Origin of the sequence: Gimesia chilikensis, from assembly GCF_007744075.1 — a bacterium.
GTDB lineage: Bacteria > Planctomycetota > Planctomycetia > Planctomycetales > Planctomycetaceae > Gimesia > Gimesia chilikensis_A.
On the sequence record NZ_CP036266.1, the window covers coordinates 7,971,019 to 7,987,241 of the forward strand.

Genomic DNA, 16,223 nt, shown 5'->3' on the forward strand with positions numbered 1-16,223 from the left:
AGCAAACTACTTCTCAGCAAAGAAAAATCGATTGAGAAATCGATCAGAAAATTGTCAGAAAAAGAAACATGAGCTTAATGGAAATCTAACAATGGATATTTTTCAACTACAAAATGGGAGATATCTCCTGTATTTAGATGTACTAGGATTCAAACAGGTAGTGCAGAATCGACCTGCACATGAAGCTTACGAAATCATTAACAAGGCACTCGCTGAATTCCACCAACGAGGAATGTATATTCGAGAATTTAAGACTCTTTACTTCTCGGACACAATAATCTTTTATCAAGACCCAGTCGGCTGGGGCCGTTGGGCGTTTTCAGATATATATGCAATTGCGGGGTTAGTATGGACTGCCCTTGCAGCCAATGGTATACCATGTCGAGGAGCGATTTCGTTTGGGGAATTCTTTGTTGAGCTAGATTCGAATAAACAGCATTCAATTTTTTTTGGAAAAGCACTGATAGATGCTTATGAGACTGAATCAAACAAGATAAACAGAGAGTGGATGGGCATAACGCTCTGCCCCTCTGCATGTCAGGCTGTTGATTATGCGGAATCTGGAGTTATCGATGTATTAACAAGTGAAAGAAGGTTTTTCCAAGTGGACGAAGGTTTGCGTTTAAACCCGTTCATGAAGCTTCCCAGCAGTTATTTTGATTATCAGATTGGGGAAATAACTGATGATGATCTCAGCACGTGGGATGCACCTGATTTTCCAAACGATGTGAAAGCTTTAGAATTCATTCTGAGTAAGAAAGAGCACTACCAACAATCATCAGATTCAAACAAGCAGATTACATCGAAGTATGTGACAACAAGTCAGATGTTTACTGATATGCTCGGGCCTGAGTGTGTAGAATGGGCGAGAAACATCGCAAAGATAATATGATCATAGTTTAATATATTTATCTCACGCTAAAGTAAGAATTGAGCAACTTACTTGATTACTAGGAGTTGCAGAATTTTAATACCTGCTTTACACAAATCAGTGGTGTGGTCTCCGATTACTTTTCAACATCTGTTTAAATTATAGGTACGCATCAGAACAGAATCACAGATGGTAGAAATGGGACAACCTCAACCAAACATCATCCTCAGCTTCGGAACCAATTCATACTCGCCTTTTAGGTGCTTAGTCATATCCAATTGAGCCTCAATTTCGTTCTGAATCTGCGTTTGCTCAAACAGAGTATCTGGTGAATAACTGGTATCACTCTCTTCGATCGTGCATTCAAGGCTACCAATCACTGACTGAGAAACAGTCTGAGCCAACCCAACATCGTTTCTGCGACAACACAAAATGCACATTCCAACGCTCTGTTGCACTATCGATACGACGGGATGAATGCCTTCCATTGGTGTGTCCCATCCGTCATCGATTGCCATGAAATCCATTTCGAGGGCATTCAACTGGTCTTTCTCAGGGATTATCCCGCTCAACAATGCATCCCATAGTTCATTTAAAATATCCTGTAAAATTCGCAGATCAGATTTCGACAGATTTTCTGCGAGGAGATCGGCATGTAATGTCAGCAGATGGTCGGCACACCAGACGGAAAACAAGCATCTTTCAAAATGACGGAGCGTGCGAAGCTGCTTCGTAATAAATTCGGAATAGTCGTCAAAATCGTGGATTTGTTTTTTCATCAGCAGTGAGATTCTATGTTTCTTTTGATTGGGACTTCATTAAAGTACGAGTAGCCATCAAAAGATTATCACGAAACTCGTCATCTTCTAGAAACTTTTGAATCACTTCACTATCAGTAGAAGGAGATTCATCTTGCACGAGTAAACGTAGATCCAAATCGTTTAGATCAGACACAATATTTTCATTCATAGTTATTTCACTGGCTGGATCTAAATGATGTTTCAGACGCCGTAGAAACATCTCCGCGTGTATCTGGTGCAGAATCTCCTGATAATCATTTGGAATATCATCTGGCATTTCTATTCTCCCTGTTGGGGGCGGTTCATTTACTTGAGAATGAGATCTAATCAAATTAGAGCGTTTTGGGATGGGCATTCCATTTATGGCCCCCACCACTAAAATCATAAATACACTCTAGCCCATCCAGTGCTCTGGAAATTTCAGCAATCCGATTCAAAACCGGTTTCAAGTCATTTTCATCGTCGATGTGATTTGGATACACGCCCTGCCAGATGTCATGACATCGACGACAGACCAGAATGAGCCATTCTTCGTTGTAAAATCCCTGATCGTAACGAAGATGATGGGTATCGATTCCGGGTCTGCCACAGAGTTGGCATAGCCCGTGATCTCTCTCATAAACGCGTTCGCGGACACGTTGCCATTTTGTTGTCTTGTAGAGTGACTTCTCGTGCATATTTTATTTATACAGATGAGATCGATTTCTGATTTTAGAATCCTTCTTCGAGCCAGTTGATTTTCTCCAACTTAGATGGCCTCCGTTCCTCATAGTAAGATAGATATTCCAGTCTCACGGAAAGCTGTTCCGCATCTTCTGGTGAAAAGTGTATGTCGTTTACTGTAATGGTATCATTCCGATCAACACCAATGTTCGCTTCTATAAATGCAGTAAGTCGTGCATTCTCAATTTCAATCCGAAAATTCTGTGCCTCTTCGAAAGAAAGAATTAGTTGATCGCCTTCATCTGTCAGAATTTCAATTCTATCGTCATCTCGAATCCATGCTTGGCTACTCATCGGTTTATTCCCGTTCTAAATACTTATAATTCACAACCCAAATGGCTTCTCTACATAATTCAAGATTGCGGTCTGGAATACGTGGTACGTAATGCGATCCAGAAAAGAGAAGTTGGGATGCCAAACCATGCGATGGTTCGGCGGACGCTTTTGAGCTCAAACCAAAGAGCCGAAGCATTCCAGTAGAAGAAAGTAAATCAATGTAATTCGTGGTAATTCAGAGAGCGAATATTAGCAGAAATGAAAATTCTAATCCAGAGGAATTTCAATCATTCAGTTCTTGGAATAAAAATCTGAGATCGATTTAAAATGCGAATGTCATCCAGAATGAGATTCAGAAGAACTTTATAATTCATCCTCCCCTGCTCCACACAAAAAACATCCTTTCTTATTCCTTTCATAATTCTTCCGACTTTGTGTCCAAAAAAGATTAATGAAAACTCTACTTAATCATAGGACAGTGTTTTTGTTAAACTGCTCACTGAATTATGAAAGGAAAAGGGGGAGCCACTCTGAAAACAGCTCCCCCATAAAATAAATGATATGTCTTACAAGTATAATAGTGCTGAGAGCACAATTTCAGTCCACGTATCTGAAGTATTTCAGAACAATCTTTCAAACACAAAATCAAAAGTCCCAGTGCATGATGACTGGCGTATCGTTCCAAAGGAATACGCCACCAGAAATAGATGGACTTTGCAGTTTCGAAAAGTGAAGCCAAAACAATCCCCAGCAGCACAATTCCGAATTGTGCAAACACGTAAGCTGGAGACAGTAGATCATGAATTCGATTCTGAAAAGTACATCAGCCTGTATCACGTCAGCCAGACATCACCAGTCAAAAAGACTCCGTTGAATGTGTCACGCCATCTGTTTTACAGATGTTTCGTCGAGCCTGCTGATCGCAATAAATTAATTAAATGGACTCAAGGAGCGTGGGAACATGATGGTGACGATAAGTATTGGGATGCTGAGGCTGACAACTGGAGCTGGAGACATTTCAAGGAAAGCTTTGGTCTCCAAAATTCAATAGACCACATCTGGGGAAAAGAGATTTATGGAATCTTTGGGGCCAAAAGTTCTTATTGTTTAATTATCGATCTCGATTACCACAACAAAGGTCTTGTTTTATTTTTAAACCGTCTGAGTGCCCTTCTGGAGCTGTTTCATGGGCAACATCGATGTCATTATCAGGTTTCTGAAAACAACGCGGGAGGCGTCCATCTAATATTGTTTTTCGGGAACAATTCATCTTTAGAATCACGTCGTCGTTGGTTGTGGAGACAACTGGCTGGTGCAGACAGAAAAGACCCAGAACTGAATTTTACGAAAGGTTCTGAGTATGACCCTAAGTTCAATGTGGAGGTTTATCCAGACACTCAAAGAGGTGTTCGGTTGCCACTAGCTCGCGGCAGAACGATGTTGCTAGACAGACCACTGGATTTAATCACAAGTCGTGGCAAGGAAACACAGGATGTTGTCGGTTACATTCAGTGGTTGGGTGATTCCAACAGACAATACTTGCCCAAAGATGATGTTTACCAGTATGTTGTTGAGCGATTGGATGTTCGTCCTGCAGAAATTAAAGAACAGAAACAACAAAAGACGGTTGTTCAAAAAGCAACAAAGCCACAAAAACAGGAAAAAAGATCGTTAAAAGGAAAGACTCGTGGTGCCATTGTTGGATTCTGGAAAGATGGAAACTTGGAATATTTCATACATCTAAATTCTGCCATAAACACAACATTACATGCGATGCGTGCTGAAGGTTTGTCGGAAGAGGACGCGGTTGATGTTGTGATGTCTTACGTGGAAGGATTACCAGACAAAACAGTCAGTTCCCGGCTGGATGATTTACCGGAAGTGAGGCGAGTTGCAGAGAGGACTGCTAATAAGATCTGGGATTCGCCTGTTTCTGGTAAATGGCAAAAGTCACAAGAGCGATGGAACAACATTGGTTTTCGGGTTTCTGATAAAACAACATGGGTTGTTACATCGAAGAAGCATGAAGATGTAGTTGTAGACTGTCCCCAGTTAGAGTTTTCTGAGGAAGAAAAGTCTCAGTTAATAAGGGAAATGACTCCATTATTAGTCGGAAGTAAACAGGCCCAAAAACAGGAGAAGCAGGACGAAGTGATTCGGGCAGTTGCCTATTTTTTAAGGTATGTACGATGTTGTCCTCGTGAAATACCGGTAAGTGCCCTGCCCCATGTTCTGTGCGATTATGACATCAAGATTAAAAGTCATGACAAACAGACACAGTTTTTGCGACTATTAACTGAATGGGACTGGATTTATGTTCGTATAGAGTATTGTCATCCAGAAAAACACAGGACTAAAACGGGAAGTAATCGTGCTAGAGCATATGGTGTAGGTAAAGCATTTACGGAGCGATTACAGGCTGTTGTGGTAGAGACAGAAACTGTAATTACTAACAATACAACAAAATATAAAAGTGATCTATATACTGTCTCCTACTTTTTGAGGAGACCTGAAAGATTGAATATTTCTTCATTTGATGATCAGCTTAATAATCAGTTTTTGACTACCAATCCGCGAGTAACGCACAGGGAGTCTGTGACCTGATGAGAAATTGTATATTTTAGAACAACATTCTGAACTCAATTCAGGTTGGTGCTTTTTTCTCATTTCCATGCCGCCCCCAAACAAACACATGCTAGAGTTGGTACCACATCATTTTCCCACAAGCATCCAGCAAGAATTAGTTCACAGTACAAAAAATGCTTTACCTACAGTCATTCTATTCTGTGAACAGTTTCCGTGGCATCAACCTCCATGAAAGCGGTTAGAAGTTCGTTATTAATCGAATCCCTGATGTTTTCAGGCTGTTCAGGAATTAAAACAACAAACCCCTTGATTACAATGATAAAGCCCCTGTGAAAAATGAATTCACAGAGGCTTTTGAAACTTTAAGTTTCTCATATACTTCTCGTTGCAATCCACACGCTACGAATAGCGGATACTGCCCGCGAAGCAGGCAGAAAAATATTTTGGTCCAAAAATTACAAATGCGAATCAATGAGATTCTCAACTGATTCGTCAATCATCAAAGCAAAATCACCACCAGAAGCATCAAACGCATCACGAAAACCAAATCTGTCAAACCCGAAATACTGCTCAAGCAATATTTCAACATCAGTTGCCAGCTCGGCAGAGACTGAGTTTGTATCTGGGATATCTTCAGACATATCGCCATAAATATCAGTTCTGCCTTTATACTTTTTGGTTAAGGCTTCCAGTTCTTTTGATTTTTCGGCCCAAAAGTTTTGCATTGCCTCTGTTGTGATTTCTCTTTTAATTGTTTTTGTCATCTCAAATCCCCTTTGAGTTGAGAAAATTATGGATCAATAATGAGCGTATTTCGGTCTTAAAAATTGCGGTTGGCTCATCAACCCCAGTCAACCAAGGTAAGCTGTCGTTTGGCTTGATTGCACTTGCACAATCATCACATAGATTGATTTGCCCTCTATGCATATCATCACCTATATTTTCGAATCCTTTGTGCAAGTCTGATTTACTGCACTCCACAATGACAGATACACGTTTGTTATATCTTTTGCACCCGCAACGATAGCAGATAGATTTATTATTACTCATCTCTCAAATTCCCCTCATAAAAATTAAAGTATGATTGTCTGCCCCAAAAGCAGCAGGGCAACCTTATATCTGATCTGCCATGATGGTGCCGAGAATCATTTTTGACTTTTTGTGTCACAAAGATGCTTAGTTTTTCGAAGCATCAATTACTTCATCATTCACGATCTGCTTTATGCAGTAGATCAAATAGGATTCAATGTCTACTTTTGATAAACCGCTAGTGATCTTGTTGTAGATATATTCTTGGTCATCATCATCCAAATCAGTAGCATCCAAAATCTTAATTAAGATGACTGTTAGTTTGTCTCTGTCTGTCATCATTTCTGTTTTCCCTCACATTTTGAAAGTTTCCATGTAGAACTGATCAATCATGTCTTCCATCTCATCCATATCTGTCAACTGGTAAGACATAACCAACGCAGGGAATCTACCGGAACCAGAAGTGCGGGACGACCGAAGAAAATATTGAGTACGTCCCTCACTCTTTGAGGGAAGTTAGGTGATAACCTTTCCAGCAACTCTCGATATAATCACCGATGCCTGATTTGTGGGTAAATATCTTACGGCGAATCACATCATCGACGCGGTTGTTCACAATATATTCAGGATATTTCTTCTGCATTTCAGTCGTTGTAATCCAAGCCCCCTTGGCATCAACTATGCATTTAACAATCGCAGCCATTTCCTGATCGATATGGTAGTTCTCTCCATTCATCTGGATGATTTCTTTTTTGATATTGACTCTCGCAGGAATCTCCAGTCGTGGTTCCTCTGAATTATGCAGCCAGTCATTCCAAGCTATGACTTCACTTTTGGGAATAACTGAATTCGATTCCAGATCGAGCCCAGCTTCAACTATCCTCTCTATTGCTTCGTTCCCAAAAAATTCGAGCAATTCATTTTCAGACCAAAAATCAGGTAGACCGCCTTTGCGTCCAAAAGGTTTTACAAATTCCAGCACTTCATGTTTGCCATCCAGAACATAGTTGTTTGAAACTAATCGACCGTCTAAGTAGCTGATAAACTGAGACGGAACATTTAAAATATCCCTTAGTTTTTCGGCAACTAAATAAATTGGGTGACCGGATAACTCGAACGACGCTTCACTCGCACCATGAATAATTCTGATAGACATCGCTTTCTCCTTCTATGGAACAATTGTTGGAAACACTGAAAAGATGGGGAGCTGGCTTAAACACAAGCTCCCCATACAGCACACATCCAGCACTAATCCGTTTTCAGCAAAAATACTCTTTACGGAATAGCATTTATGCTGTGAACAGTTTCTGATCTGCCAAAGACTCACACAGCAATCATTGGTTCGCTATTAACCGACTCCCTGATGCTTTCCGACAGTTCAAGGACCAGACCAGATGCAAGAGCGGGACTGACTGCATTGATTTCAGACCAGTCTTGAAGCATTTCATTGATATCAGAACGCCCCAACTCCACAGCGTCCTCAACGTATTCAGTCAGCGATTTGGTCAACTGGAGCCGTCTGTGTCCGTTTTGCACACATTCTTCATCGATATCGCAACCGATAAATCGACGGTTCAAATTCCGGGATGCAACCGCAGTCGTAAATCCTCCGCTACATGTGTCGACGACAAAATCTCCAGCGGAAGAAAATGAACGAATTAAAAACTCAGCCTCCGTGAGTGGCTGCTGCCAGTCGTGCCAATCTTTCTCTTTTGATTCAATATGGCTAACGTCTTGAAACACACCTTTCCCGTTCATTTTCCCCTTTGAGAAAACCAAGATAGGCTTCCAACTATTGGTGATGTTGCAGTTCCCAATATTGATCTGGTTTGCATCCCCGCTCCAACAGGAAGCGATCATCCATCGGTAATCGAGATGTTTACCAAGCATTTCCATTACCTGCGGGAGCCAATACTGACCGCAGTAGGTGACTAACACGCCACCATCAACAAGGACTCGTTTTGCGAATTCTGCAAGCTCTTCGATTTGTGGAAGAAATGATTTGTCATAAGGAATGTCAGTGCAAATAAGTTGCACTGATTCAGGCTCGATTCCAGCGACTGATTCCAATTTTTGGAATGGTGTATGAAAAAGTCGAATATCATCATCTGTGACTGGAATGACAGATTCACCTTCTACCTTTCGTTTCTGTGCATTCTGATTGCGTTTGGCGTGCCGTTGGGCACTTATGACATCGTGTGTTTTCCCCGAACTCTTCTCAGGCAACTGGAGAATCATCTGACACGCTTTTTCGGTCTCCTTGGGTGTGTTCGTAATAATGCGTTTCTGCTTTTTGGGCCGCTTTACGCCATCCTTCCCACGAAGCGTTTCGTGCTTGTCAATTTGACAACTTGCCTCCAATTTCTTCCGCACACTGGCGACAGTGTTTTTGGACACCCCGATAATCCCTGCGAGGTGGTTATCTGCAATTTCTGCATCACGGAGCAGATAGTCTTCGATGAGTTTACGTTTCTGATTCTGGTTCAGGTGGCGTCGATTGCAGTTGAGGATAAGTGCCAGTTCCAGTTTTTCAGTTTCATTTACAAAATCACGAACTTCGGTTAGGCAGTCGATCCCCAACTCTTCGCATGCACGTTTTCGTTGAAATCCATCAACAACTTCCCCGGACTGATCGACGATGATGGGTACTTCGACACCTCGATCAGCAATAGAAGCTTTAAGTGCTTCGAATTCCTCTTCACTCATTACTGGGAAAAACTGAACCTTGTTTTTGTTGATCACCTTGCTCATTCATCTTCTCCTTTTTGTGTAAATTTGAATTGAGTGTCTCTTTGACACCTGACTTATGGGTGTCAGCGGGTGTCGTGGGAGTGTCAGCGAGAAAGCTTTTCCGGCGAAAACCGGGGAATTCCACATCCAAAGTTGGGGCAATTTCCCCAAAACCTGATCAAAGGCATTTTTCCATGTCTCCTGTTTCCAACGGTTTAAACTGATTATTGATGAACTCGATTTGGATCCACATATGGGTGTCAAATACAGGAAAACTCGATACAATGAACAAAATGACAGACCACCCTGCATCCAATCGATCTTCCACCTTCCACAAAAATCTGGAGGCATTTCTTCAGTATGAATTCCTTAATCAGCGGACCTTCGCTGATGAACTGGGAGTCGATTACAAGTGGATGAGAAGGCTGTGTCACCGGGGACTTGAGCGGGTAGACAGGCGAACTCAGAAAGATCTGGAGAGAATTACTGACCGCTATGGGCTCCAAATTTCTGATCTGTGGAGAGAGCAAACCACAGAGAATTTCAGTCCGATTCAAGATCAGGTATTGATCAAATGGACTGGCAGCAAACGTCTGCAAGCAGAGGAAATCATTAGTAGATTTCCCCAAAAGATAGAGACATACTATGAGCCATTTGTGGGTGGTGGATCTGTCCTCTATCGGCTCTTGAAATCCGATATCAAAGTCAATCGATATCGCTGCTCAGATACCTGCAAACCATTGATAGGGCTTTGGAGGATGGTGAAAGAGAATCCCCGGAAGCTGGTTCTCAGATATGACGAGATGTGGAGAAAGCTTCAAAAGGAAGGAGCGTCATTCTACCAGTCAGTCCGAGATGAATTTAATGATTCGCAATGCCCTGCTCTCTTCTTCTTTCTATTGCGAACATGCAGGAATGGTTTGATTCGTTTCAATCAACAGGGAAATTTCACTGCTGCATTTCATCATGGAAGAGGCGGTATGAAACCAGATACCGTAAGAAGAATCATTCTGGACTGGAGTAACTTACTTAGACAATATGATGTGCGATTCTACTGGCGGAACTACCAGCGGATTCAGGCATCAGAAGGCGATCTTTTATATCTCGATCCACCGTACAGAATCAGTCCACGTTTCGTTTTATATAACGGACCATTTGATTTTGAGACATTCTTCTGTTGGCTGAGAAAGCAATCGTCAGATTATCTTCTTTCACTGAATGGATTCTCTGGAGAGGAAGATCGTAGAGTTGATGTGCCCACTGATCTTTATGATGAGCATCTTTTGATCGATTCTGGATCCTCTTCATTGGCGAGAATGAATGGAAATGCAGGTGGTGACCTAAGAGATAGTCTTTACATTTCCAGAAAGTGAATTTTTGGAAATCTGGAAAACTGGAATCTGGCAATTTGTCAAAATGACAGGTTGCGGTTTTCAGATTTGGGTTTTGGTTTGAAAAACATCTTACAACAAGATTCAGCTAGACATTATTTTTTCATTAGAAAACCACATGTCGGAAATTCAATTTTAACCTCCCACCATCTGAGGAATTGCCTTGCCCGGTTGTATGTGTTTCGTGCAGTACCCTGACTAATATCTTCTGTTTTGATTTTCTTTAAGAGATACTTTTGCCACTTGAATTGTATCCCATCCTTGAAATGGCTTTTCCTTGTGATTTTATTTTTTGCAGTGAATTCCTTAAACCTAGCGATCTGCGGAATAATCACTCTGAAACTACCTTTTTTCTGTTCAGCTCGTTGGATGTTTATCCAAACGTCAATAGCTTCATTTAAGGTTGCTGGTATTTTATCTGGCAATTCATAGGGTTTAATTTCATTACACTGCTTGGCTAATTTATGTAACACCATTCTGTTGGCAGACTTTTGATCTCGTAGATCAAAAGCGAAGAGTTTCGGAGATGCAGGAGTTCCAAAGTTGTGATGAATTGCTGTCGTACCTTTAATCGATACATCAGCAACACCGTGGCCAATAACGAATTCTGTCATCGTCGTTTTGTTGGCCCAGAAAATCTCAACTAATGCATAGACTTTTCCGTAATGCTTTTCCGGTTTGATCCATATTTTGTCAATAGCGTCCACCATTTTACTATGGAGTCTCTGGCGTAATTCATTTTCATTCGGGCTTTTCGAGAGAAACTCTGCCATATACAACATATCAATAGCATTATTGTGCTGTTGTGATTTCAATTCAGATAGTCGTTTCTTGTATTCTTTTTTCTGTTCTTCAAGTTTGTTTAATGAGGAGACAAGAATACTAATAGGGCTACCGGCGGCATCAATCATCGCCGTTTCAACTTCTTTCATTCTTTTTTTAATATCGATCAATGCAGATTCACATTTTGAAATGTCTTTTTGTGAATTAGTTTGAGTCGGTGAGATGTCAGAAGGTTGGATCGCGAGTAATGTTTCCAAAAACATTCGATTCAGTTCGGATAAATCGACAGACACGGAGTCCGAATCATCTAATTTTCTGATATGACCATAAGAAACCAACCGTCTCTGATAATCACTTTTCCGTCTACTTCGAATCATATGCATAGAATGACGATCATTAGCATTAAAAACCAAACCCTTAAAAATATTGACATATGGATCATGTTTAGCAATGTTTGGTTTTCTTTTTCCTTTTTCATTTTGGGCCATGTACCAAAGATCTTGAGAGATTGCGGCGGGATAATAATCTTCTATTGGTTGGCCTGCTGGAACTTTCTTTCCTTTTTGGTGATCATATTCCATGGGCTGTAGTTCACCATAAGTGGCAGTATCATTTAATACTTTAGCAATGTAACTCAGGTTCCATTTTCCAGAAGTTCCGATTGGATTAATTTGCTTTTGCAATGATTTTAGGATCTGTTTTTGGCTTTGTCCTTCGGCTGTTTGCTCAAAAATGAATTGAATTGCTTTAGCTCCACTGTTGAGTACAAAACATTTTTTCTCATCATCATAGCCGATCCAAGCAGGACAACGTTTATTGAATATTTCCTTCTTATCTCGTTTATTGTTCCAACTTGATTTAAGCCGATCGCTTTTGTTTTTGGATTCGATATATGCTATATGAAAATACATAAGAGGCATTAACAGAGAAAAGAAATCCTTAATCGATTCTTTTGTGTAGAGTCTTTCATCTGGTTTTAAAACAGCGATATTAACGCCAGCAGAAAGAATTTGTTTAAACATTACAAAAGCTTCGTCAGCCCCTTCTCTTGAAAGCCGATCAAGATTTTCAACAAGCAGAATTGCACCCGGTTCAATATCACCTGCCTGACACATAGTTATGAATTTCTTGAGTGCTCCCGAGTGCTTATTTCTACCTCTAAAAGCAGATACACCCAAGTCTTGAAATTTAAGATTGCTTTCAGTGTGCTTGTTGCGAGCGATCCATTTCTGTCCGAGTTCAAGCTGTCTGCGTTTGCTGTCCCCGAGTTCTTGTTTTTTTGATGAGAATCTCAGATATGAATAAACCAATGCCATGCTATACTCTTACTTAATACTGGTATAATAGAACGAAAGGGTTAAATTCTATCAGATACTCCTAGAACTACAATATCTTGCTGTTTCTGGACGAGCTGCCCGAATTCAATCGCCGTACCCTGGAAGTGTTACGACAGCCACTGGAAGGCGGGGAAGTCACCATCTCCCGTGCGATCGGCAGCGTTACGTTTCCTGCGAACGTGATGCTGATCTCCGCGATGAATCCCTGCCCCTGCGGCTACCTGTCTGATCCGAGACGAAAATGTTCCTGCAATCCGATGCAGATCGAGCGTTATCTTTCCAAAATCAGTGGACCGCTGCTGGACCGGATCGATATTCACATCGAAGTTCCCCCGGTCCCCTTTCGCGAACTGTCAAACCAGACTTCAGGCACCAACAGTCAGACCATGCGCGAGCAGGTGTCGGCGGCCCGTGAGATTCAGGCGCGCCGCTTCGCAAATGAAAAGACGTCGCATAACGGTCGAATGACACCTCGCCAGTTGAGGAAATTTAGCCAGCTGGCCTCGGATGCTGAGGGCCTGTTGAAAACTGCGATGGAGGAGATGGGCCTGTCTGCCCGGGCACACGATAAAATTTTACGCATCAGTCGCACGATTGCAGATCTCGACCAGAGCGATCAGATTACTGCAGCGCATGTCAGTGAAGCTATCAACTACCGCACTCTGGATCGTCAGTTCTGGTCGTGAAACTCAGTCTGCCTGTTCTGATGCCTGCGGCGCGGCCAAGTGCGAGATGGTCTCCAGCAGTTTCTGTTTATTGACCGGCTTGGTTGCATAGGCATCACAGCCCGCGTTCAGACATTTTTCCATATCGTTTTTCATCGCGTGGGCCGTCAGTGCGATAATCGGACGCTTATAGCCCGCCTCTCTGAGTTTGCGTGTTGCCGTGTAACCATCCATGACCGGCATCTGCATATCCATCAGCACGAAATCATAGGGGTGCCCGGCTTCCTGGGCAGCCAGTGCCTGTTCGGCCCCGAGCTTTCCATTATCTGCCAGTTCGACTTCCATGCCCTCTTTCTTCAGCAGAAACGAGATGAGTCGCTGATTGTCGAGGCCGTCTTCCACGATCAGTACACGCCGGGAGGCCACACTCCGGCCAGACTCCATAGGATGCTCCTGTTTCTGTTCCTCTGTGGCTTTGCGGAAGGAACTTTTATCCAAGTGCAACAGACGCACTCCTTCGAGAGAGCCGGTGTTGACCGTGATGGTGAAAGTACTTCCCACGCCGACTTTACTCGAGACCTTGATCTGTCCACCCAGCATTTCGACCAGGCGTTTGGAAATGGCCAGCCCCAGACCGGTGCCGCCATATTTCCGGGTCGTTGAATTGTCGGCCTGTGTAAACGGTTGATAAATCTGAGAGAGTGCTGCTTCCGAGATGCCGATGCCTGTATCAATGACGTCGAATTGGAGTTGCGCACAGGAGTCTTCCAGGTTGATGGTCTGGATGCAGAGTTTTACGTAACCGGTCTCGGTGAATTTGATCGCATTCCCCAGCAGATTGATCAACACCTGACGCAGTCGCGTTGGATCAGTAACGATTGTTTCCGGAATCGGATTCTCAAATTCAATCTGCAGTTTGAGCTGCTTCAAGTCAGCCTTGACCTGCATCAGAGCAGCAATGTCCCGCACGATCTCTTGAATATTGACCCGTACCTGCTCGAGTTCGATCTTGCGGGCTTCGATCTTGGACAGGTCCAGAATGTCATTGATCACGCCGATCAGATACTCGCCATTGCGTTTGACAATGTGAGCTGCCTCAATATCTTCTTTCTCTTTCAGATTACCGAGCAGGATATCAGTGAAACCCAGAATGGCCGTCATCGGAGTGCGGATTTCATGACTCATATTGGCCAGGAATTCACTCTTGGCATCACTGGCAGCTTCGGCCCGTTTCCGTGCTTCGTTCAATGAGCGTTCGTATTCTTTGCGTTCGCTGATGTCCTGGATAATTCCGGTGAAGATTTCCCGGTCCGCCAGAACAACTGAACTCACCGCCAGTTCGGCGGGGAACGTTGATCCATCCTGTCGCTGGGCCACGATTTCCTGCCGCGAACCGATCGCGCGAACCAGTTGCGGATTCAAGTCTCCTTCGGAGTATTTGTGCTGCAGACTCTGGTGCAGGGGAGGAATCAGCAGGTTGATGTTCTGCCCGATCACCTCGTGATTCAGATAGCCAAACAGGTGCTCCGCTCCCAGGTTGAACTCTTCAATCCTGCCTTCCAGGTTAATCGTGATGATGGCATCCATCACGTTGTCCATGATCGAGCGGTAACGCAGCTCTCGGTCTTTTACATCCGATAACAGGACTTCCTGGGCGTCCAGCACACGGTTGTATTGATATCCCACAATCCCGGCTTCGGTAAAGTCGTCGACCTCGGCCCGAGAAGTGTTGTCCCCCTTTTCGTGGGCAATCATGGTTTCCAGCAGACTGTGCAATTCGGTAGAAGCACCATGTTCGGCCACGTTGAGACCAATTTTTTCGTCCCCCGCGGAAACCCGGATCGGCAGGAAGCGATTCAGCGTCCACATACAAACCCAGATAAAACTGAAGCTCCAGACGAAGCAGACAGCCACCCCAAGGGCTTGAATTCCCAAGAGGTGCATGCGTGTGATACCGTGCGGTACGTGCTCCATTTCAGCAAAGAGGGCGACAGCCAGGGTCCCCCAGACACCCGCGAATCCATGCACGGGAATCGCTCCCACGACATCATCAACTTGCATGCATTTTTCGAGCAGATACGTTGCTCCCAGCATGACCGCGCCGGCGATCAAGCCAATCAGAATCGCGCTGGGATAGGAAACAACGTTACAGCCCGCTGTCACAGCCACCAGCCCTGCCAGTGATCCATTGAAGATATTTTCTACCGAAATCTGTTTAGACGAGAACATTTCCCAGAGGAGTGCAAAGACGCCCCCCGCGATCCCGGCCAGAATCGTATTTAATATGATAGAGGGAACCTGTCCGTTTAATGCCAGCGTGCTCCCGCCGTTAAAACCAAACCAGCCAAACCACAGAATCAAAAATCCGAGTGCCGCCAGGGGCAGGTTACTTGCTGAGAAGCGGGATTTATCAGCGCCCGCGCCAAAGCGTCCCGTGCGTGGTCCCAGGATCAACACTGCTGCCAGCGCAGACCAGGCTCCGACGGAATGCACGACACTGGAACCGGCGAAGTCCATGAAGCCCAGCTTTCCCAGCCAGCCTGCCGGGGCACCTGCGGCATCCCGGGCCCAGGCCCAGTGACCGAACACAGGATAGGCAACCGCACCAATGGCACAAGCCAGGATCACATAGGAGCGAAACCGCATCCGCTCTGCGACCGCGCCCGAAGAGATCGTCATCGCGGTACTGCAGAACACAAGCTGGAACAGAAAGACAACGGTGGCCCAGTGAGTGGTGCTGTTGTCAGCAAAGGCGAAACCGGTCGTTCCGATCAGACCCTGAAAGGACTCGCCAAACATGAGTCCGTAACCGAAGAGCCAGAACAGGAACGTTCCGATAAAGAAATCGACGACATTCTTGGTCGCGACATTAATACTGTTTTTCGAGCGTGACAGTCCTGATTCCAGGCAACAGAAGCCTGCCTGCATCAAAAATACCAAGCTGGTACAGATTAATACCCAGATCGTATTCGTGGTTAACTCGTAAGACATTGAATGAGGGGGCCTTCAAGTCATGCAACCACAATCATTTC

Annotated in this window: 13 protein-coding genes and 1 pseudogene; 4 read left to right on the top strand and 10 right to left on the bottom strand. The window is 43.8% G+C overall.

Annotated elements, in window-relative coordinates:
- The first annotated feature begins 91 nt into the window (after positions 1 to 91).
- Positions 92 to 892, top strand: a complete 801-nt coding sequence (locus HG66A1_RS30400; protein ID WP_145193121.1) for a hypothetical protein — start codon at positions 92 to 94, stop codon at positions 890 to 892.
- A gap of 188 nt (positions 893 to 1,080) precedes the next feature.
- Here HG66A1_RS30400 and HG66A1_RS30405 read toward each other — a convergent pair whose 3' ends face one another.
- The 4 genes from HG66A1_RS30405 to HG66A1_RS30420 are packed head-to-tail and all read right to left on the bottom strand — an operon-like array spanning position 1,081 to position 2,688.
- Positions 1,081 to 1,650, bottom strand: a complete 570-nt coding sequence (locus HG66A1_RS30405) for a DUF416 family protein (protein ID WP_145193123.1) — start codon at positions 1,648 to 1,650, stop codon at positions 1,081 to 1,083.
- A 13-nt stretch (positions 1,651 to 1,663) separates the two neighbouring features.
- Positions 1,664 to 1,948 (bottom strand): hypothetical protein, encoded by a 285-nt coding sequence (locus HG66A1_RS30410; RefSeq protein ID WP_145193126.1) that lies wholly within the window; start codon positions 1,946 to 1,948, stop codon positions 1,664 to 1,666.
- Positions 1,949 to 2,003: 55 nt separating this feature from the next.
- Entirely contained in the window at positions 2,004 to 2,348 is a 345-nt protein-coding gene (locus HG66A1_RS30415; protein ID WP_145193128.1) for an HNH endonuclease, read from the bottom strand.
- A 34-nt stretch (positions 2,349 to 2,382) separates the two neighbouring features.
- Positions 2,383 to 2,688, bottom strand: a complete 306-nt coding sequence (locus HG66A1_RS30420; RefSeq protein ID WP_145193130.1) for a hypothetical protein — start codon at positions 2,686 to 2,688, stop codon at positions 2,383 to 2,385.
- Between the two features lie 639 nt (positions 2,689 to 3,327).
- Between HG66A1_RS30420 and HG66A1_RS30425 the strand changes: the two genes are divergently transcribed.
- On the top strand, positions 3,328 to 5,274 hold the full coding sequence (locus tag HG66A1_RS30425; protein ID WP_197996886.1) for a hypothetical protein: 1,947 nt from the start codon (positions 3,328 to 3,330) through the stop codon (positions 5,272 to 5,274).
- A gap of 437 nt (positions 5,275 to 5,711) precedes the next feature.
- Here the strand turns inward: HG66A1_RS30425 and HG66A1_RS30430 are convergent, their stop codons facing one another.
- The 4 genes from HG66A1_RS30430 to HG66A1_RS30445 form a co-directional block, all read right to left on the bottom strand.
- Complete coding sequence (locus tag HG66A1_RS30430; protein WP_145193134.1) at positions 5,712 to 6,020, bottom strand: hypothetical protein; 309 nt, start codon at positions 6,018 to 6,020, stop codon at positions 5,712 to 5,714.
- A 1-nt stretch (position 6,021) separates the two neighbouring features.
- Entirely contained in the window at positions 6,022 to 6,306 is a 285-nt protein-coding gene (locus tag HG66A1_RS30435; protein WP_145193136.1) for a hypothetical protein, read from the bottom strand.
- A gap of 478 nt (positions 6,307 to 6,784) precedes the next feature.
- Complete coding sequence (locus HG66A1_RS30440) at positions 6,785 to 7,441, bottom strand: hypothetical protein (RefSeq protein ID WP_145193138.1); 657 nt, start codon at positions 7,439 to 7,441, stop codon at positions 6,785 to 6,787.
- Positions 7,442 to 7,608: 167 nt separating this feature from the next.
- Complete coding sequence (locus HG66A1_RS30445; RefSeq protein WP_145193140.1) at positions 7,609 to 9,036, bottom strand: DNA methyltransferase; 1,428 nt, start codon at positions 9,034 to 9,036, stop codon at positions 7,609 to 7,611.
- 263 nt (positions 9,037 to 9,299) lie between these two features.
- On the opposite strand from HG66A1_RS30445, the gene HG66A1_RS30450 reads away from it, so the two are divergent.
- Positions 9,300 to 10,388, top strand: coding sequence for a Dam family site-specific DNA-(adenine-N6)-methyltransferase (locus HG66A1_RS30450; protein ID WP_197996887.1), 1,089 nt, complete (start codon positions 9,300 to 9,302; stop codon positions 10,386 to 10,388).
- Positions 10,389 to 10,501: 113 nt separating this feature from the next.
- Here HG66A1_RS30450 and HG66A1_RS30455 read toward each other — a convergent pair whose 3' ends face one another.
- On the bottom strand, positions 10,502 to 12,505 hold the full coding sequence (locus HG66A1_RS30455) for a recombinase family protein (RefSeq protein ID WP_145193144.1): 2,004 nt from the start codon (positions 12,503 to 12,505) through the stop codon (positions 10,502 to 10,504).
- Positions 12,506 to 12,573: 68 nt separating this feature from the next.
- Here HG66A1_RS30455 and HG66A1_RS30460 point away from each other — a divergent pair.
- Positions 12,574 to 13,212, top strand: a pseudogene (locus tag HG66A1_RS30460) (ATP-binding protein); the annotation flags it as partial.
- A 3-nt stretch (positions 13,213 to 13,215) separates the two neighbouring features.
- Here the strand turns inward: HG66A1_RS30460 and amt are convergent.
- Positions 13,216 to 16,182, bottom strand: a complete 2,967-nt coding sequence (amt, locus tag HG66A1_RS30465; protein WP_145193146.1) for an ammonium transporter — start codon at positions 16,180 to 16,182, stop codon at positions 13,216 to 13,218.
- Between the last annotated feature and the right edge of the window lie 41 nt (positions 16,183 to 16,223).